This window comes from Streptomyces sp. NPDC107471, assembly GCF_055582845.1.
In genome coordinates this window covers 14,703-32,678 of record NZ_JBVJPC010000007.1, presented here as the reverse complement: position 1 = coordinate 32,678, position 17,976 = coordinate 14,703, and the positions used below count along the sequence as shown (strand labels likewise).

General features: G+C 73.5%; 13 protein-coding genes. 7 read left to right on the top strand and 6 right to left on the bottom strand.

What is annotated here, in order from left to right:
• Window positions 1-180: 180 nt before the first annotated feature.
• The 5 genes from ACZ66S_RS23620 to ACZ66S_RS23600 all read right to left on the bottom strand — a co-directional run bounded on the left by ACZ66S_RS23620 (window position 181) and on the right by ACZ66S_RS23600 (window position 4,600).
• Window positions 181-1,059, bottom strand: coding sequence for a 5-oxoprolinase subunit C family protein (locus ACZ66S_RS23620; RefSeq protein ID WP_469903513.1), 879 nt, complete (start codon window positions 1,057-1,059; stop codon window positions 181-183).
• The gene (pxpB, locus tag ACZ66S_RS23615; protein ID WP_469903512.1) at window positions 1,056-1,667 is read right to left on the bottom strand and encodes a 5-oxoprolinase subunit PxpB; all 612 of its coding nucleotides are present in this window, start codon (window positions 1,665-1,667) and stop codon (window positions 1,056-1,058) included. Before pxpB ends, ACZ66S_RS23620 begins: the two co-directional genes overlap by 4 nt.
• Window positions 1,664-2,422 carry a LamB/YcsF family protein gene (locus ACZ66S_RS23610; protein ID WP_469903511.1) on the bottom strand — a complete coding sequence of 253 codons (759 nt, stop codon included), beginning with the start codon at window positions 2,420-2,422 and terminating at the stop codon, window positions 1,664-1,666. Before ACZ66S_RS23610 ends, pxpB begins: the two co-directional genes overlap by 4 nt.
• 76 nt (window positions 2,423-2,498) lie before the next feature.
• Complete coding sequence (locus ACZ66S_RS23605; RefSeq protein WP_469903510.1) at window positions 2,499-3,320, bottom strand: putative hydro-lyase; 822 nt, start codon at window positions 3,318-3,320, stop codon at window positions 2,499-2,501.
• Complete coding sequence (locus ACZ66S_RS23600) at window positions 3,317-4,600, bottom strand: MFS transporter (RefSeq protein ID WP_469903509.1); 1,284 nt, start codon at window positions 4,598-4,600, stop codon at window positions 3,317-3,319. The genes ACZ66S_RS23605 and ACZ66S_RS23600 overlap by 4 nt, the downstream gene beginning before the upstream one ends.
• 131 nt (window positions 4,601-4,731) lie before the next feature.
• Between ACZ66S_RS23600 and ACZ66S_RS23595 the strand changes: the two genes are divergently transcribed.
• The 4 genes from ACZ66S_RS23595 (at window position 4,732) to ACZ66S_RS23580 (ending at window position 12,823) form a co-directional block, all read left to right on the top strand.
• The gene (locus ACZ66S_RS23595; protein ID WP_469903508.1) at window positions 4,732-5,427 is read left to right on the top strand and encodes a GntR family transcriptional regulator; all 696 of its coding nucleotides are present in this window, start codon (window positions 4,732-4,734) and stop codon (window positions 5,425-5,427) included.
• Between the two features lie 134 nt (window positions 5,428-5,561).
• Window positions 5,562-7,091: a hypothetical protein gene (locus ACZ66S_RS23590; protein ID WP_469903507.1), complete on the top strand. Its 1,530-nt coding sequence runs from the start codon at window positions 5,562-5,564 to the stop codon at window positions 7,089-7,091.
• A 61-nt stretch (window positions 7,092-7,152) separates the two neighbouring features.
• The gene (locus ACZ66S_RS23585) at window positions 7,153-8,031 is read left to right on the top strand and encodes a hypothetical protein (protein WP_123987848.1); all 879 of its coding nucleotides are present in this window, start codon (window positions 7,153-7,155) and stop codon (window positions 8,029-8,031) included.
• Between the two features lie 37 nt (window positions 8,032-8,068).
• Window positions 8,069-12,823, top strand: coding sequence for a hypothetical protein (locus ACZ66S_RS23580; RefSeq protein WP_469903506.1), 4,755 nt, complete (start codon window positions 8,069-8,071; stop codon window positions 12,821-12,823).
• A 108-nt stretch (window positions 12,824-12,931) separates the two neighbouring features.
• Here ACZ66S_RS23580 and ACZ66S_RS23575 read toward each other — a convergent pair whose 3' ends face one another.
• Window positions 12,932-13,471 carry a hypothetical protein gene (locus ACZ66S_RS23575; RefSeq protein WP_469903889.1) on the bottom strand — a complete coding sequence of 180 codons (540 nt, stop codon included), beginning with the start codon at window positions 13,469-13,471 and terminating at the stop codon, window positions 12,932-12,934.
• Window positions 13,472-13,901: 430 nt separating this feature from the next.
• Between ACZ66S_RS23575 and ACZ66S_RS23570 the strand changes: the two genes are divergently transcribed.
• Genes ACZ66S_RS23570 through ACZ66S_RS23560 form a run of 3 tightly spaced genes read left to right on the top strand, consistent with a single transcriptional unit; the run spans window position 13,902 to window position 17,695 of the window.
• Window positions 13,902-16,871, top strand: coding sequence for a sensor histidine kinase (locus tag ACZ66S_RS23570; protein WP_469903505.1), 2,970 nt, complete (start codon window positions 13,902-13,904; stop codon window positions 16,869-16,871).
• Window positions 16,868-17,290 carry a roadblock/LC7 domain-containing protein gene (locus ACZ66S_RS23565; RefSeq protein WP_053850301.1) on the top strand — a complete coding sequence of 141 codons (423 nt, stop codon included), beginning with the start codon at window positions 16,868-16,870 and terminating at the stop codon, window positions 17,288-17,290. Before ACZ66S_RS23570 ends, ACZ66S_RS23565 begins: the two co-directional genes overlap by 4 nt.
• A gap of 9 nt (window positions 17,291-17,299) precedes the next feature.
• Window positions 17,300-17,695, top strand: a complete 396-nt coding sequence (locus ACZ66S_RS23560) for a DUF742 domain-containing protein (protein WP_125191037.1) — start codon at window positions 17,300-17,302, stop codon at window positions 17,693-17,695.
• The last annotated feature ends 281 nt before the right edge of the window (window positions 17,696-17,976 follow it).

Here is a 17,976-nt window from a genome sequence, read left to right as displayed (position 1 = left end):
CCGGTGCGGATGCCGCTCCCAGCGCCCGGTGCGGTGTGGCCGGGTGTCCGGTCTCCCGTAGCCCAGCCCTCTAGGCGAGTCGGTGGCGTCGTACGGCCACGAACCGGACCGGGATTCCCGGGGCGCTGTCGGCGCCCGGTGCGGTGTGGCCGGGTGTCCGGTCTCCCGTAGCCCAGCCCCCTAGGCGGGTCGGTGGCGTCGTACCGCCACGAAACGCACCGGGATTCCCGGGACCGCCTGGGCCGCTGCCGGGAGGTCCGTCTCGCGGACCACTCCGATCACCGGGTAGCCGCCGGTGGTCGGGTGGTCGGCGAGGAAGACCACCGGCCGGCCGTTCGGCGGGACCTGGACCGCGCCCAAGACCATTCCCTCGCTGGGCAGTTCGCCGGGCCGGGCCCGCTCCAGGGCAGGTCCCTCCGTGCGCAGGCCGATGCGGTTGCTCTCCGAGGACACCTGGAAGGTACGGGAGGTGAAGGCCCGTACCGCTTCCGGGGTGAACCAGTCGGCTCGGGGGCCCAGCGTGACGCGGAGGACGAGCTCCGAGGGCGGCGCGGGCTGCGGGGCGGTGTCCACACGCGTGTGGAGCGGTCCCGGTGTGCCCAGAGGGAGCACCGCGCCGTCGGTGAGAGGAGGCGGGCCCAGGCCCGACAGAAGGTCGGTGGAGCGGCTGCCCAGGACCGCTTCCACGGTGATCCCGCCCGAGACGGCCACGTAACCGCGCAGTCCCGACACGGCCGTTCCCACGGTCAGCAGTGCTCCGGCCGGCACGTGCACCGGTGCGCCCCAGGCCGCCGGGCGGCCGTCCACCGTGATCCGGCAGGGGGCGCCCGTGACGGCCACGGTGACCGTCGAACGGGGGCGCAGCGCACAGCCGTTGAGGGTGGTCTCCAGGACGGCCGCCTCGGGGCGGTTGCCGACCAGCCGGTTGGCGAGGTCGGCCGCCGGACCGTCCAGGGCGCCCGAGCGGGGGACCCCGAGATGGGCGTGGCCGGGGCGGCCCCGGTCCTGGACGGTGGTCAGGGCACCGGCCCGGACGACGGAGAGGGCGCGGTCGCTCATGTCGACCTCACGAAGCGCACGCGCGTCCCCGGCGACAGCAGCGCCGCCGGCACGCGCGCGTGGTCCCACAGGACGGCGTCCGTGGTCCCGATGAGCTGCCAGCCGCCCGGCGAGGAGCGCGGGTAGACGCCGGTGTACGGGCCCGCCAGCCCCACCGAGCCCGCCGGGACGGCCGTGCGCGGGGTGGCCCGGCGCGGCACGTCGTAGCGGGCGGGCAGGCCGGTGAGGTAGCCGAAGCCGGGCGCGAACCCGCAGAAGGCGACCGTGAACTCGGTGCCGGAGTGGACGCGGGCCACCTCCTCGGGCGAGACGCCCCAGTGCGCGGCCACGTCGGCCAGGTCCGGGCCGTCGTAACGCACCGGGAGTTCGATCGCCTCCCGCGCGCGCGGGGGAGCGGGCGGCACTTTGGAGGCGGTGAGTTCGGCGGCCAGTCGGGCCGGGTCGGCGAGGCCGTCGAGGAGGACCGTGCGGGCCGCGGGGACGATCTCGCGGACCGTCAGCGAGCCCTCCGCGCGGCGGCGCACCAGCTCGGCGTGGAGCGCCTGGGCCTCCTCGCCCGAGGCCACCTCCACGAGCAGGGCGCCGTCGCCGACGGAGAGGGTCCTCATACGAACGCCTCCACCCGGACGCCGGAGGACTCCAGGCGTTCCCGGACCCGGCGGGCCAGGTCCACCGCGCCCGGTGTGTCGCCGTGCAGGCACAGGGAGCGGGCCTCGACCTCCACGCGGGCACCGGAGCGGGCCGTGACCGCGCGGTCCCGGGCCAGGCCCAGCGAGCGGGCCACGACCGCCTCGGGATCGGTGATCACCGCGCCCTCCTGGCCGCGCGGCACGAGCGTGCCCGCGTCGGTGTACGCGCGGTCCGCGAAGGCCTCCGGCACGGCTTCAAGGCCCGCCTTGCCGGCGGCCGCCAGGAGGCGTGAACCGGGCAGGCCGAGGACAGGCAGCGTGGCGTCGGCGAGGAGCACGCCCTCGACGACCGCCGCGGCCTGCTCCTCGTCGTGGACGACCCGGTTGTAGAGCGCGCCATGCGGCTTGACGTAGGACACGCGCGTGCCCGCCGCCCGGGCGAAGACCTCCAGGGCGCCGATCTGGTAGGCCACCTCGGCCGTCAGCTCGGCGGACGGCACGTCCATGGCGCGCCGCCCGAACCCGGCCAGGTCCCGGTAGGAGACCTGGGCGCCGATCCGCACCCCGCGCGCGGCCGCCAGCTCGCAGACCCGCCGCATGGTGACCGCGTCCCCGGCGTGGAACCCGCAGGCCACGTTGGCGCTGGTGACGACGGACAGCAGCCGCTCGTCGTCGGTGAGCTGCCAGCGGCCGAAGCCCTCGCCGAGGTCGGCGTTCAGATCGATCGAGGTCATGGAGGTCTCGTGTCTCCTTCCGAGGCTTTCCGCGGTTCCGCGGGGTTCAGCGGGTTCCCGTCCGGGCCGGTGGTGCTCAGGCCACCCGGTACTGCTCGTCCCTGGCGTCCGTCAGGAACATCTGCCCGGGTGCGTGGGTGATGGCGAACGGCGGGCGCGAGGCCGTCACCGCGGCCTGCGGGGTCACTCCGCAGGCCCAGAAGACCGGGATGTCGTCCGGCTCGGCGACCACCGGGTCACCGAAGTCGGGGCGGCCCAGGTCGTCGATGCCGAGCCCCGAGGGATCGCCGCAGTGCACGGGGCTGCCGTGCACGGCCGGGAGCAGACTGCTCTCCCTCAGGGCGGCCGCCAGGTGCTGCGGCGGCACCGGGCGCATGGACACCACCATGGGTCCGTGCAGCCGCCCCGCGGGACGGCACTGTCGACTGGTCACGTACATCGGAACGTTCCGGCCCTGCTCGATGTGCCGGATCGGGACGCCCGCCTCCGAAAGTGCCCACTCGAAGGTGAAACTGCACCCGATCAGGAACGAAACGAGGTCCTCACGCCAGTGTGCGCGCACGTCCGTCGGCTCGTCCACCAGCCGGCCGTCCTCCCACACCCGGTAGCGCGGGAGATCGGTGCGCAGATCGGCGCCCTCCGCGAGGACGGTGGTCGGGTCGCCGGCGTCCGTGACGTCGAGGACGGGGCAGGGCTTGGGGTTGCGCTGGCAGAACAGCAGCATGTCGTACGCCCAGTCGGCGGGCACCGAGATCAGGTTGACCTGGGTGTGGCCGGCCGCGACCCCGGCGGTGGGGCCGGTCAGGCCCGCGCGGAAGCGGGCGCGTGCCTGTGCCGGGCTCCACGCGTGCGCGTGCTCGTCGACAAGGGTCAGGGGGCGGTCCTCCGTACGGTTCACGCGAGTTCCTTCCCACGGGTCTCCGGCAGTCCGAGCAGGGCCAGGGCGGCGATGCCGTAGCCGATGGCGCCGAAGACCAGCGCCCCGCCCACGCCCCAACTGTCGGCCAGGAAGCCGACGGTGGTCGGGAAGACCGCGCCGACCGCGCGGCCCGCGTTGTACGTGAAGCCCTGCCCCGAGCCGCGCACCGCCGTCGGGTACAGCTCGCTCAGGTAGGACCCGAAGCCGCTGAAGATGGCCGACATGCAGAACCCGAGGGGGAAGCCGAGGACCAGGAGCCAGGTGTCGGCCCCGCTCGGGATGTTGCCGTAAGCCACGATGCACACGGCCGACAGCAGGGCGAAGAGCCAGATGTTGCGCCGCCGCCCCAGCCGGTCGGTGAGGTAGCCGCCGGTCAGGTAGCCGAGGAAGGCCCCCGAGATCAGGAACGTCAGGTAGCCGCCGGTGCCGACGACCGACAGTCCGCGGTCGCTCTTGAGGTACGTCGGCACCCAGGTGGCGAGCGTGTAGTAGCCGCCCTGGACGCCGGTGGACAGCAGCCCCGCGAAGATCGTCGTACGCAGCAGGTCCGGTTTGAAGATCGCCGTGAACGAGCCCTTGCCGGCGCTCTTCTCGCGCACCTCGATCGCCTTCGGGGCGTCCTGGACCCGGCGCCGCATCCACACGACGAGCAGCGCGGGCAGCGCGCCGGTCCAGAACATCACGCGCCAGGCCGTGCCGTCGTCGAAGACCGAGAAGACGAGCGTGTACACGACCGCCGCCAGGGCCCACCCCACGGCCCAGGAACTCTGGATAGCGCCGAGGGTGCGGCCGCGGTGCCTGGCGCTCGCGTACTCGGCGACCAGGATCGCGCCGACCGCCCACTCGCCGCCGAAACCGAGGCCCTGGAGGGCCCGGAAGACCAGCAGCGACTCGAAGCTGGGGGCGAAGCCGCAGGCCACGGTGAAGACCGCGTAGGTGACCACCGTGATCATCAGCGCCCTGACCCGGCCGACCCGGTCGGCCAGCACCCCGGCCAGGGCGCCGCCGACCCCGGAGGCGAGCAGGGTGACGGTGGTGAACAGCCCGGTCTGGCCGCTGTCCAGGCCGAAGTAGGCGGCCAGGGCGACCATGCTCAGCGGGAGCGTGAAGTAGTCGTAGGAGTCGAGGGCGTAGCCGCCGAAGGCACCGGCGAAGGCGCGGCGGCCGCGCGGACCTAGGGCGCGGAACCAGCCCAGCGCCCCGTCTTCGGTCGTCGTGGGGCTCGGATTCAGGGACTGAGGGGGACGGGTCGTGCTCATGGGCACCTCGCAGGGGGAGGACGGAGGGTGCGGAGCTGAGCCATGCGGTGTTCCAGCAACGTAGAGGATCGTTCAACGATCCTTCAATACCCCTGTTGTTTCGTTCTCTTGGCTGCGGTTGAATTCCGGGCATGGCAGAGCAACTGAGCGGACTGGCCGACGACCGCGCCCTCCTGGGCCGTACCAGCACGGCCGAGCGGGTCTCGGACATCCTCAGGAGCCGTATCGCCGAGGGGTACTTCCCGCCGGGGACCCGGCTGTCGGAGGACAGCATCGGAGGGGCGCTCGGGGTCTCCCGCAACACCCTGCGCGAGGCGTTCCGGCTGCTCACCCATGAACGACTGCTCGTCCACGAGCTCAACCGCGGCGTGTTCGTGCGGGTCCTGGCGGTCGAGGACGTGGAGGACATCTACCGCACCCGCGCGCTCGTGGAGTGCGCCGTGGTCCGCGGGCTGGGCGAACCGCCGTACGCCCTGGACGCGCTCGCCGAGGCGGTCGGGGAGGGGCAGCGGGCGGTGCGCGAAGGTGACTGGAAAACGCTGGGCACGGCCAACATCCACTTCCACCGCGAGCTCGTCGCCCTCGCGGGCAGCGAACGCACCGACGAACTGATGCGCAGCGTCTTCGCCGAACTCCGGCTCGCCTTCCACGTCGTGGACGACCCTCGTCGACTGCACGAGCCGTATCTGGCGCGAAATCAGCAGATTCTCGGCGCGCTGCAGGCGGGGGATCGTGAAGAGGCGGAGCGACTGCTCGCCGTGTACCTCTCGGACTCCTTGGAGCGAGTGGTCGAGGTGTACAGGCGAAGGGTGGGCGAGGACACCTAGCCAGGGGCGCGGGGAACTGCGCGACAAGCCCCCACCGGCCGGCAGACGAATCTCGACAGTGGTCCCCGTCCAGCCGCCGGAGGCGATCCGCGCCGTTTGGGGAGTTGTCAGACCGAGGACCTAGTCTGTGCACCGTGACTTCGCCTGCGACGACGGACAGCGTTCCGCCCCAGTTCAGCGCGGGGCCGCGCCCCGCACCGGGCCCGGCCGCCGACGAGGGACTGGCGCGTCGGCTGCGCGCGCTCGCCTGCACCGCGCCGCTGCACGACCTGGACGCGCGCAAGGCCAACCTCGCGGGCGAGTACTCGGTGTACGGCATGGCGGAGGTGGCCCTCGCCGCCATCGACCTGGTCACCCTGAACATGGACTTCGACACCGGCGCCGACCACGACCAGATCGTCGCCCGCCTCATCCCGCGCATCGCCGCCCAGGCCCCGCAGCGGCCCGTCGCCGAGCACGAGCGCGTGGCCCGCTGGGTCCTGGAGAACCTGATCAACGTCGGCAGCGTCGACCGGGGATTCCGTGCGGTCTACGGCACTTTCGCGCCGGACGGCACCTATGTCCGGCGCGACTACGACTTCAAGCTGATCGAGGAGGTGCCGGGCCCCGGCGGCTCGGTGTACCTCCGCACCACGGACGAAGCGGTCAACGTCCTCGTCGGCGCCCTCGACACCGATGTGACCAGCGCCCAGATCGCCGCCGAGGTCAAGCTGGAGGTGCTGATCAGCCGGGGCCGCCTCGCCGACGCCCAACTCGCCGCCGAGCAGGCCCGGTACCGCACCGTGCAGTACTCCGAGACCCTGCGCAGGGCTTTGGACGCCACCCGCCGCAACGTCCGGGCCGTCGACTGGCTCAACTCCGTGCCCGACATGATCGCCGAGGCCCTCGACCACGTCGCCGACCGGTACCGCCACGAGAACGCGATCCTGACCAACATCCGCAAGGCGCGGGACGAGTCCGAGGACGCCGAGCAGAAGCGGCGCGCCGCCGAGCTCGTGGACATCGTCAAGGACTGCATCCGGCGCCACACCCAGCTCCAGTCCCGGCTTTTGGAGGCGGGCCCGCTGTTCCGCGCCGAACAGGACCGCCAGGCCTTCGCCACCCCCATGACGACGTCCGGGATAGACCTGTACGGCCACCTCGTCGCGCCGGTGCTGCCCCTGCCGCTGGAGCAGGCCGCCCGGGTCACCGACGCGTTCTTCGCGCGCGGCACCGGTCTGCGCACACCGGTGGCGGTCCGGGTGGGCGACCTCGTCGACATACTGCTGACCCCGCCCGTGGAGCGGGAGCACCTGGGCGCGGAGATGCCGGAGCCCGACCTCATCGCCACCCCGGACGACAGCCGGTTCAGCGAGGAGCAGCTCGCCTCCGCCAGGGAGCTGCTTGACTTGCCGGCCGACGCCCCGCGACGGCTCTCGGGACTGCTCGCGGAGGCCCGCAGCACCGGCGGCTTCGATCTCGCCTACCTGGTCGCCCTGTTGGCGATCCACGCGGCCAGCCCCGCCGTCGGCACCGCCTACCGCCAGGGCGAGGAGAAGCTCCTCTTCGCGGTGGACGACGGTACGGAACTGGACGATCCGGACTTCGGTGGCGCCGACCTCATCGTCGGCACCGCCCTGCTGGACGCCGTGGGGATGGCGGCGGACCGGACGGAGGCGGCATGAGAAAGGCCGGACCGTCCGGAAGCAGCATGAGTGAGCGACAGCGTGACAAGGAGCCCCAGCCGTGAGTGAGCATGTCGAGTGGAGCGACCCGGAGGTCCCGACCCCGTCGGCGCCCGCCGCCGTCACCCCCGCCGACGCCGCCGACGCCGCTCGGCTCGTCGCCTTCGGTCTGCAGCCCAAACTGCAGCCCGCGCGGGACCAGGAGTACGCCGAGCTGCTGCGGCGCTACCGGGAGGACCCGCCGTTCGCGCGGCTCGCCGACGCCGTGGCCGCCGGACTGGGACTCGTCGTCCTCGAGGTGTCCCCCCGTGCGGGGATGGCCGTGACCGCCGCCGAGGACTCCGTGTTCGCCGTCCGCATGGGGGACTACGCGCGTCGTACGTCCGCCGACGGCGGCGACCGGTTCCTGCACGGCCTCGCCCATCTCGCCGTGGCCGCCATGGCGTTCCCGCGCCCCGAGGACCTCGCCGACGACGGATACATCGGGCGCGTCTCGGTCAACGGCGTCGACGCCTTCGTACGGCAGGCCTGCCGGCGTCTGGAGGAGCGGGCCGAGGAGGTCGGGGAGAACACCGACCCGGCCACCGACGCACCGGGGCTGGAGGCGGCCTGGCGGATCTGGGCCAGACGCAGCGCGGCCGGCGCGACCAAGGACGCGCGCCGGCTCGCCGGGTCCACGACCGGCATCGTCGGCAAGGCCGCCGCCTTCCTCACCGACTCCGGCTTCCTCCAGCGCACCGGCGACGACAACGGCGGTACCTACCGGACCACGGCTCGTTACCAGCTCCAGGTGCGGGACATGGCCGGAAGCGCCGCCATGGCCGAGCTGCTGGAGCTGGGGGTCGTCCCGGTCACCGACGGCACACCCACGCTGCTGCCCCCCGAGGACGGCGACGACCTGGAGCTGGCGGCCGATGCCGGACTGCCGTTCCACTCCTGAACTGCCCTGATCTGCTGAAGACTTACGAGAGTCCGCCATGTACGAGCTGTCCCGGGTCCGCCTCTACTCCATCGGCCCCGCCGGTGCGCGCTACGCCGACACCGTGCTTGACCTGCGCGGCGTCGGCGCGGAGGTGCCCGACCCCGCGCCCACCCAGGCGGAGTTCTTCGAGGAGGAGCCCGTCGGCCCGCCGCGCCGGCCCGCGCCCGCCGGAGTGCTCTTCCTGGAGAACGGCGGCGGCAAGTCCGTCCTGCTCAAGCTGATCTTCTCGGTGATGCTGCCAGGCCACCGGAACACCCTCGGCGGTGCCAGCTCCGGTGTGCTGCGCAAGTTCCTGCTGGCGGACGACTGCGGGCACGTGGCCCTGGAGTGGCAGCACACCCTGACCGGCGAGTGCGTCGTCGTCGGCAAGGTCAGCGAGTGGCGCGGGCGCCAGGTCTCCAACGACCCGCGGAAGTTCGCCGAGGCCTGGTACTCCTTCCGGCCCGGACCGGGCCTCAGCCTCGACAACCTGCCCGTCGCCGAGTCCACCGCCGTCCGGCCGCCCGTCGAGGGGCAGTCGGCCGCCCAGGGCCGCCGCCGCACCATGAAGGGCTTCCGGGACGCGCTCACCGAGGCGGGCAAGGCGTATCCGCACCTGGAGGTGCACTGGGAGGAGATCCACGACCGCTGGATCGAGCACCTCGGCGACCTCGGCCTCGACCCCGAACTCTTCCGCTACCAGCGCGAGATGAACGCCGACGAGGGCGAGGCCGCCGGGCTGTTCGCGGTGAAGAAGGACTCCGACTTCACCGACCTGCTGCTGCGCGCGGTCACCGACACACGCGACACCGACGGACTCGCCGACCTGGTCAGCGGGTTCGGCAACAAGCTGGGACGACGCGCAGAGCTCATCGCCGAACGGGACTTCACCGCGGGGTCCGTGGACCTGCTGGGCCGGATCGTCGAGGCCGCCGAGACACGCTCACGCGCGCGTGACGTCCACACGGCCGCCGAACGCCGTACCCGGACGCTGGCCCGCCGGCTGTCCGCGCGGGGCGTCCAGGAGCGGGTGCGGGCGGCGGACCTCGCCCAGCGGGTCACCGCGGCCGCGTACGCCGTCACCCACTCCGAGTCCGGCCGCGAGCGCAGTGCGCTCATCGCCGCCGAACTCGCCTACCGGCACGCCTCCCTGGCGCTCGCCGCCGCCGAGAAGTCGGCCGCGGCCCAGAAGCGCGAGCTCGCCGAGGCGCGCACACTGCACTCCGCCTGGCAGGCCGCCGAGGCCGTCCTGCGCCACCGTGCCGCCGCCGACCGGGTCGCGCGCGTGGCCGCCGCCATCCAGGAGGCCGAACGGGACGCGGCCCCCGCCCTCGCCGCCCGCGCCAAGGCCGCCGTCGACCTCGTACGGGCCCTGCACGCGGCCGCCGAGAGCGCCGAGAGCCTCGCCAACGAGGAGGAGGAGCGGTCCGCCGCCCTCCAGGAAGTCGGCGAGTCCGCCTACCGGGACTCCACCTCCGCCGCCACCGAGGCGCAGCGCGCCCGCAGCGAGATCGGGCATCTGCGGCAGCGGCTGAGCGAGGTCGAGCAGGAGACCGCCGAGGCCGTGCGCGCGGGCTGGCTCGACGACAGCGCCCCCGACGCCGACCCCGCCCGTGCGGCCCTCGCCGCGAGCGATGCCGAGAAGACGGCGGTCGCCGCCTGGGACACCGCCCGCGAGGCCTCGAACCGTGCCGCCGAGCACGCGCGCGAGGCGGCCGCCGCCGAGTCCCGCGCGGAACTCACGGCCGCCCGCGCGGAGGACGCGGCCGCGGCGGCCGCACGGTCCTACGAGGCCGAGCGGCGTCTGGCCGAGGGGCTGGCGGGAGAGGAGCGGCTGGCGGAGCTGCTGGGCCTGACCGGCGGCTCCGGGGGAGTGCCGGGGCAGCGCGCGGGGGCCGAGGGTGCGGGAAGGGGTGGCGCGTCTGGGCACGAGAGTGCGGGAGGGCGTGGCGCGGCAGGGCTCGAGGGTGCGCGGAAGGGGCACGACAGCGCGCGGACGGGGCACGAGGCTGCCGACGCGCACTCCGGCTCCACGGGTTTCGTCACCGACGTCGGACTCACCCCCGAGGACCTCGACCGGTTCGCCGACGAACTGCGTGAGCTGCTCGACGACTCCGTCTCCTCGGCCGAACGCCAGCTCTTCGAACTGCGCACGGCCGCCGCCGACGACTCCCGCATCCTCGGCGCGCTCGGCGACGGCGGGCTCCTGCCGCCGGGCCCCGACGTGCTGGCCACGGTCGAGTTCCTCGGCGAGAACGGCATCCCCGCCCTGCCCGGCTGGCGCTACCTCGCCCAGGCCGTCGACCCCGCGGACCACGCGCGCGTGCTGGCCGCCCGGCCCGAACTGGTCGACGGCGTCATCATCACCGACCCCGACACCCACGCCCGGGCCCGCGAGGCGCTGAACGACGCGGCCCTGCTGCCGCGCTCCGCCGTGGCCGTCGGCACGGCCGCCGCCCTGCTGGCGCCGACCCCGGCCACCGACTCCCAGAGCGCCGACGTCTTCCTCGTGCCGCCGAACCCGGCCATGCACGACGAACACGCCGCCGACGAGGAGCGCCAGGCGCTGCGCGCGCGGGCCGGCGAGCGGGACGAGGAGATCCGGTCGCTCGCGGCCCGCCTCGGCAAGGACCGTGAACTGGCCGCCCGACTCGCCTCCTGGCGCACCGGCTGCCCGGCCGGCCGGCTCGTCGAGCTGGCGCAGGCCGCCCGGGACACCCGCGCGTTCGCCGAGGAGGCGGAGGCCGAGCTGGCCGAGGCGCGCACGGTCCGGGCCGAGGCCGACGAAGCCGCCGCCGAGGCCGCGCAGACACGCGACGAGCGACAGGAGGCCGCGCAGAAGGCCCGGCGCGCCGCCGACGCCCTCGCCGGACTGGCCTACCGGCTGCGCGAGCGGTCCGGCTGGCAGGCCAAACTGCGCGAACTGGCCGACGAGGCCACCGAGTCGGAAGCCCGCGCCCAGACCTGTCTGGATCGCGCCCGCGCCGCCGACGAGGACCGGCGCGGGGCCCAGCGGGCCGCCGACGACGCCCGCCGCACCGCGCGGGCGCTGCGCGCCGAACGCGCCGAGATCGCCGGCGCCCCGGACGACGTACCGGACAGCGACCCGGACTCCTCCAAGGCGTCCCTGCCCGCCCTCCGCGAGGCCTACCGGGCCGCCTCCCAGCTCTACGAGAAGGTCGGCGTCGGCGCCGACCTGCGCGCCGAGCAGGCGCGGGCGGAGAGCGACGAGAGCGCGGCCCTCGCCGAACTGGACCGGCTGAGCAACAAGGTCCGCACGCGCGCGGAGCAGTTGCTCCAGTCGCCCGGCGGGTCCGACGGGCCCTCCCGGCAGGCCGCCGCCGCCCGCGCGGAGGAGCTGGTGCAGCTCCTGGAGACCCGTATGTCGACCGCGAGCGAGCAGCTCGGACGGTTGCGCGGCGAGGCCGAGCGGCACGCCCCCGAGGACGGCGAGGCGCACACCGAGCTGGCACCGGAACTGGAGCCGCGCGACGCCGAGCACGCGCAGGCGCTGCTGCGCACGGCCACCGCCGAACTCGTCTCCCGCACCGAGGCGTTGGCGCAGGCCAGGGAGGCGCACGCGGAGCTGCTCGACTCCCACCGGGCCGCCGAGGACGCGGCGGGCGGCTTCGACGAGATCGCCGCGATGCTGCGCGACCTGCTGCGCGAGCACGCCATGGAGGACGAGCAGGACGAGCAGGAGGCCTACCCGGGCAGCCCCGAGGAGGCCCGGCAGGCCGCTGCCGAGGCCCGCCGGTCGCTGCGCGGCTGCGCCGCCGACCTCTCCGCCGCCGAGTCCGCCGTCCGCGAGGCCAGTGACGTCCTTGTCCGGCACGCCAACTCCACGCGCTACGAGCAGGTCCGCACCCCGGCGCGGCAGCAGATCCGTGAGCTGCCCGCGTCCGCGCTGCCCGAGCACGCGCAGAAGTGGGCGGACGCCTTCGCGCCCCGACTGCGGGTGCTGACCGACGAGCTGGCCCAGTTGGAGCGGAACCGGGACTCGATCGTGGACCGGCTGCGGGGGCTCGTGGAGTCCGCGCTCGCCACGCTCAGGTCGGCTCAGCGGCTGTCCCGGCTGCCCGAGGGGCTCGGCGAGTGGTCCGGGCAGGAGTTCCTGCGGATCCGCTTCGAGGAACCCGACCAGGCGACACTGACCGAGCGGCTCGGCGAGGTCGTCGACGAGGCGACCAGGGCCGCCGTGAAGAAGAACTCCGACCTGCGGCGTGACGGAATGTCCCTGCTGCTGCGGGGAGTCGGGGCGGCGCTCCAGCCCCGAGGGGTGGCCGTGGAGATCCTCAAGCCGGACGCCGTGCTGCGCGCCGAGCGGGTGCCCGTCGGACAGATGGGCGACGTGTTCTCCGGCGGCCAGCTCCTCACGGCGGCCATCGCGCTGTACTGCACGATGGCCGCCCTGCGGTCCAACGACCGGGGCCGGGACAAGCACCGGCACGCCGGCACGCTGTTCCTGGACAACCCGATCGGCCGGGCCAACGCGACCTACCTGCTGGAGCTCCAGCGGGCCGTGTCGGACGCGCTGGGCGTCCAGCTCCTGTACACCACGGGTCTGTTCGACACGACGGCACTGGCCGAGTTCCCCCTGGTCATCCGGCTGCGCAACGACGCGGACCTCAGGGCCGGGCTGAAGTACATCAGCGTGGAGGAGCACCTCCGCCCGGGTCTGCCGCAGCAGCCGCAGGCGGACGAGGTGGGGCACAGCGAGATCACGGCGACCCGGATGTTCAAGCGTCCGACGGCGCCTGTCACGCCGTAAAGGACACGCCGTAAAGGACACGCCGTAAAAGACTGCGGGGCCGCACCACTTGGTGTCGGCCCCGCAGTATGAGCGCGTAGCTCGATGACGAAGGCGCGCTTGCCGTGCTCAGGAGTGGGACAGCCGTCCCGTGCTCCCGCCCTGACGCCGTATCCGCTCCTGCGCCCGCTCCGTGACCCGGGCGTGCCGCCGGGCCTTGCGGCGCTCGCGCCGCAGCGCGCGGGCCGTGCTGCTCGGGGTCGACACCACGCCGTGGCGCTGGTTCCACACCTGGCGGGTCACCCAGACGTCCAGGGCGCCCCAGGTGGCCACGACGGTGCTGGCGACACTGCTGATCACCATCGGGAACGCCAGCCAGGAGCCGGCCATCGTGCACAGGAAGGCCACCATCGCCTGGAGCAGGGTCACCGCGATGATGAGCACCGCCCGCACCGCGGAGGTCCGCACCGGATCCGGCAGCCGCCGCCTGCGCGCGGGTTCCTCGACCCACAATGGCCGGTACGGCTCCTCGCGGGCCGTGGCGCGCCCGCTCCGCATGTCCGACCGCGCCGGTGCGTCGTGACCTCGCGCCTCGGGGCGCCGTGGCGTCGCCGGACTCGCTGTCCCCACGCCGGTCCCCGGCGCCTCCTGCCGTTCCGCCGTGCCCATCACCGTGTCACTCCCCACCGCCGGCAGCCCCTCGTCCCGGTGTCCGTGGACCGGGCCTCAAAGGTGGCTGCCCGGCTTGCGCTGCTTTACGCCGCCCAGTTGCAGATGCGGCTCCTGTGGCCGAATCCACCGCCATTTCCCGAAGAGAAGGACGAACAAGACCCCTTCAAGATTCCCGCGTGCCCGCAAAGAAACGAAAAAATCCAGCCAACCCCCCACGCCGGGCGGCCCGTTCCGGTCCGGGACGACCCGCCTGGTGGCAGGAGGCAATCTCCCGCAATGGCAGGACAACTGCCCATGTCCCGATCCGGGGGCGCACGTTCTGGTTCCGGACGCAACTTCGAGTTACGTGTGCGTCGGTAGTAGGCTCGCGCCGTTTGTTGACGTACATGTGTACCCCCGGCCGGCGGGGGTCGAGCTGGGGGAGGCCATGCGCTTTCGCGGGAAGTCGATCCGCCGGAAGATCGTGGCGCTGCTTCTCGTGCCGCTGGTGTCCCTGATCGCGGTGTGGGGCTTCGCCACGGTGCTGACGGGACGCGAGGTCGCCCGGCTCTTCGAGGTGTCGACGGTCACGGAGAAGCTCGGTTATCCCATCGAGGACACCGTGCGCGTGCTCCAGCAGGAACGCCGCCAGACGCTCGTCTACCTGGCGGATCCGCGTGCGTCGGACGCCCTGTCCGCGCTGCGCAGCACGAGGGACGCCTCGGACGAGGCCATCGCCAAGTTCCGCCGCAACGCCCACGATCCCGATGTCCGCGACGGCATGGACCAGGACGACGACGAGCGCCTCACCGCCGTCCTGGACGCGTTCGACGGCCTCGACTCGCTGCGCCGGACCGTCGAGGACGGCACCGTCTCCCGGCTGCAGGCCCTCGACCAGTACAACCGCCTGGTCGACCCCGCCTACGCCCTGCTCGCCACCCTCGACGGCATCGACAACGTCGAACTCGACAAGCAGGCCCGGGCGCTGGTCAACATCACGCGTGCCCGCGAACTGCTCTCCCGCGAGGACGCCCTCCTCGGTTCCGCGCTGGTGGTGGGCAAGCTCACCCACGACGAGATCCGCGACGTCTCCGACCTGATCGCCCAGCGGAACCTGATGTACGACACGAGCCTGGCCGTGCTGCCGGCCTCGGAGCGCGAGCGCTACGAGCGCTTCTGGAAGAACGCCGGCACCGCTCCGCTGCGCTCCGCCGAGAAGTCCGTCGTGGACGCCGAGCCCGGCACCACGGGCGACGTCGGCGCCAAGAGCTGGGACGCCGCCGCGGGCAATGTCCTCGACGAACTGGCCGAGCTCGACGACCAGGCGGGCGACCGCCTCCAGGACCGTGTCCGGCCGGACGCGATGGGCGTCATCGTCAAGGCGGCCGCCGTCGGCGTCCTCGGTCTGATCGCCCTGCTCTTCTCCCTCGTGCTGTCCGTGCGCGTCGGCCGCGGCCTCATCCGCGACCTGCGGCAACTGCGCCTGGAGGCCCACGAGGCCTCCGGCGTACGGCTGCCCAGCGTGATGCGCCGCCTCTCGGTGGGCGAACAGGTCGACATCGAGACCGAGGTCCCGCGCCTGGAGTACGACAAGAACGAGATGGGCGAGGTCGGCCAGGCCCTCAACACCCTCCAGCGCGCCGCCGTCGAAGCCGCCGTCAAGCAGGCCGAGTTGCGGGCCGGCGTCTCCGAGGTCTTCGTCAACCTCGCCCGGCGCAGCCAGGTCCTGCTGCACAAGCAGCTCACCCTGCTCGACACCATGGAGCGCCGCACCGAGGACACCGACGAGCTCGCCGACCTGTTCCGCCTCGACCACCTGACGACCCGTATGCGCCGGCACGCCGAGGGTCTGGTGATCCTCTCCGGCGCCGCCCCTTCCCGGCAGTGGCGCAAACCCGTCCAGCTCATGGACGTCGTCCGCGCGGCCGTCGCCGAGGTCGAGGACTACGAGCGCATCGAGGTCCGCAGGCTGCCCAGGGTGGCCGTGACCGGCCCCGCCGTCGCCGACCTCACGCATCTCGTGGCCGAACTCCTGGAGAACGCCACGGTGTTCTCCCCGCCGCACACGGCCGTGCAGGTCCTGGGCGAGCGCGTCGCCAACGGCTTCACCCTGGAGATCCACGACCGCGGACTCGGCATGGCGGCCGACGCCCTGCTGGACGCCAACCTGCGGCTCGCCGAGACACCCGAGTTCGAACTGTCCGACACCGACCGGCTGGGCCTGTTCGTGGTCAGCCGGCTCGCCCAGCGGCAGAACGTCCGGGTCTCGCTCCAGCCCTCGCCGTACGGCGGCACCACGGCGGTCGTGTTCATCCCCGACGCGCTGCTGACCGACGACGTCCCCGACACCAACGGCATCGGCTTCCGCCTCGACCGCCCCCGGCCGTCGAAGGAGGCTGAGCTGGAGGAGGCCCAGCGCGTCTCGCTCACCCGGGGACCGGCCCAGCTCACGCCCGCGATCCTCGACGGTCCGGTCGAACTGGAGGCTCCGGTCGACCTGGACACCCTGACCGACCTCCCCGGCGTACTCGACTCCGAGGACAGCGAGCGCGGCGGACTGTTCCGCCCGCGCCGCTCCCTGGCCCAGGTCGACGACGAGGCGCCCGGCACCGACGCGGCGGGCATCGGCGAGGACGTACCGGGCGCTCCGGTGTCCCTGTCCCGCCGCCGGACCCCCAAGCTGGTCAGCTCCCACGGACGCCCGGTCACCGACGAGCACACGGGACGCGAGGACGCCGACCGGACGCCGACGGCCGGCCCGGGCGCGTCCCGGTCGCAGACCGGCCCCTCGGCGGGACCGGCGCGCTCCGAACCCCCGACGCTGCCGAGCCGTCGCCGTGCCGCGGCCCTGCGCCGGAGCACCGATGTGGCCGACCCCGTCGACGAGTTGACGGAGACCCGGGCGCCGTCGGCGTTCCCGGCTCCCGGAGCCCCGGTTCTGCCCCGGCGCACCCGGCGTGCCGAGATCGCGTCGAGCGGACCGGTCACGGACGACACGACCACCGGCCAACCATCTGCCCCCGGCACCGCCGGCCCGGCCGCGGACGCGCCCGGGCGGGACGGCCTGGCCGACTCCGCCCGGCACGACCGGAGCGAGTCCGCCCGCGGTACGGCCGGAGCGTCCGGCTCGGGCAGGCCGCCCCTGGGTGCCGCCCGGGGAGCCCAGGACGCCGCATCCGGCTCCGCCCCGCTGCCCCGCCGTGTGCGCCAGGCGAACCTGGCCCCGCAGCTCAGGCAGGCCCCGGAGCGGCGCCCCCAGAACCAGGCGGAGCCCGCCGAGCGGGACGCCGACGAGGTACGCAGCCGAATGGCCTCGCTCCAGCGGGGCTGGCAGCGCGGCCGTGAGGAGAACGCCGGAAGCGACGACACGTCCGGCGGCACAGCACCACAACGAACGACTAAGGGGGACGGTCGATGACCGCACCGAAGGCGACCGACAAGTCCGGCGAGCTCAACTGGCTCCTCGACGACCTGGTGGAGCGGGTCGCGAGCATCCGCAAGGCCCTGGTGCTCTCCAGCGACGGCCTCCCGACCGGTGTGTCCCAGGACCTGACCCGCGAGGACAGCGAGCACCTCGCCGCCGTGGCGTCCGGGTTCCACAGCCTGGCCAAGGGCGTGGGCCGGCACTTCGAGGCGGGCAGCGTCCGGCAAACGGTCGTGGAACTGGACGACGCCTTCCTGTTCGTGACGGCCGCGGGCGATGGTAGCTGCCTCGCGGTCCTCTCGGACGCCGACTCGGACGTGGGTCTCGTCGCGTACGAGATGACGCTCCTGGTCAAGCGGGTCGGCGCGCATCTCGGTGCCGCGCCACGCACCGATCTGCCCCAGGGCGGGTAGTGAGATGGCATGAGCACAGACGGTCAGGGAAGAAGCCACTGGTTCGACGACGAGGCCGGACCGGTGGTCCGTCCGTACGCCATGACGCGTGGCCGCACCACGAGCGCCGGTCAGCACCGTCTCGACCTGATCGCGGTCGTCGTGGCCGAACCCCACACGGACGACCCCGAGGGGGACCACTCGCTGTCCCCCGAGCACGTGGACATCGTCGACCTGTGCCGGGAGACCCCGCAGTCGGTCGCCGAGCTGTCCTCCGAACTCGACCTGCCCATCGGGGTCGTACGGGTCCTGGTGGGTGACCTCGTCGCCTCGGAGTGGGTCCATGTGAACCGGCCGGTGCCGCCCGCCGAGCTTCCGGACGAGAGCATCCTGCGGGACGTGATCAACGGCCTCAGGGCCCTGTGACCTGCGGTCCCGGCGGCCGCGCGGTCGCGCCGTGAGGTGACCAAGAACGGCGTCTTGGCGCGGTGCCGACCTGCCGAGGCCGTCCCCGGTCGCCCGCGGGGCCGATCCGGCGGTGGGCGGCGGTCGCCGGGACACCCCTGGCCTATGATCTGACACATCGTCGACGACCCTCCGCGGACGGCCCGCCCCGCGGAGACGTTCCGAGCAGTGCGATCGGGGAGACGGACGTGACGACAGGTCGGCAGTTCCGGCTCGACCGGGGTGACCGTCACCAGCACCAC

Coding starts and splice junctions, on each gene's coding strand:
- ACZ66S_RS23560 (WP_125191037.1), top strand. CDS start 17,300: ATGAGCACAGACGGTCAGGGAAGAAGCCACTGGTTCGACGACGAGGCC.
- ACZ66S_RS23610 (WP_469903511.1), bottom strand. CDS start 2,422: ATGACCTCGATCGATCTGAACGCCGACCTCGGCGAGGGCTTCGGCCGC.
- ACZ66S_RS23620 (WP_469903513.1), bottom strand. CDS start 1,059: ATGAGCGACCGCGCCCTCTCCGTCGTCCGGGCCGGTGCCCTGACCACC.
- ACZ66S_RS23570 (WP_469903505.1), top strand. CDS start 13,902: ATGCGCTTTCGCGGGAAGTCGATCCGCCGGAAGATCGTGGCGCTGCTT.
- ACZ66S_RS23575 (WP_469903889.1), bottom strand. CDS start 13,471: ATGGGCACGGCGGAACGGCAGGAGGCGCCGGGGACCGGCGTGGGGACA.
- ACZ66S_RS23595 (WP_469903508.1), top strand. CDS start 4,732: ATGGCAGAGCAACTGAGCGGACTGGCCGACGACCGCGCCCTCCTGGGC.
- pxpB (WP_469903512.1), bottom strand. CDS start 1,667: ATGAGGACCCTCTCCGTCGGCGACGGCGCCCTGCTCGTGGAGGTGGCC.
- ACZ66S_RS23565 (WP_053850301.1), top strand. CDS start 16,868: ATGACCGCACCGAAGGCGACCGACAAGTCCGGCGAGCTCAACTGGCTC.
- ACZ66S_RS23600 (WP_469903509.1), bottom strand. CDS start 4,600: ATGAGCACGACCCGTCCCCCTCAGTCCCTGAATCCGAGCCCCACGACG.
- ACZ66S_RS23580 (WP_469903506.1), top strand. CDS start 8,069: ATGTACGAGCTGTCCCGGGTCCGCCTCTACTCCATCGGCCCCGCCGGT.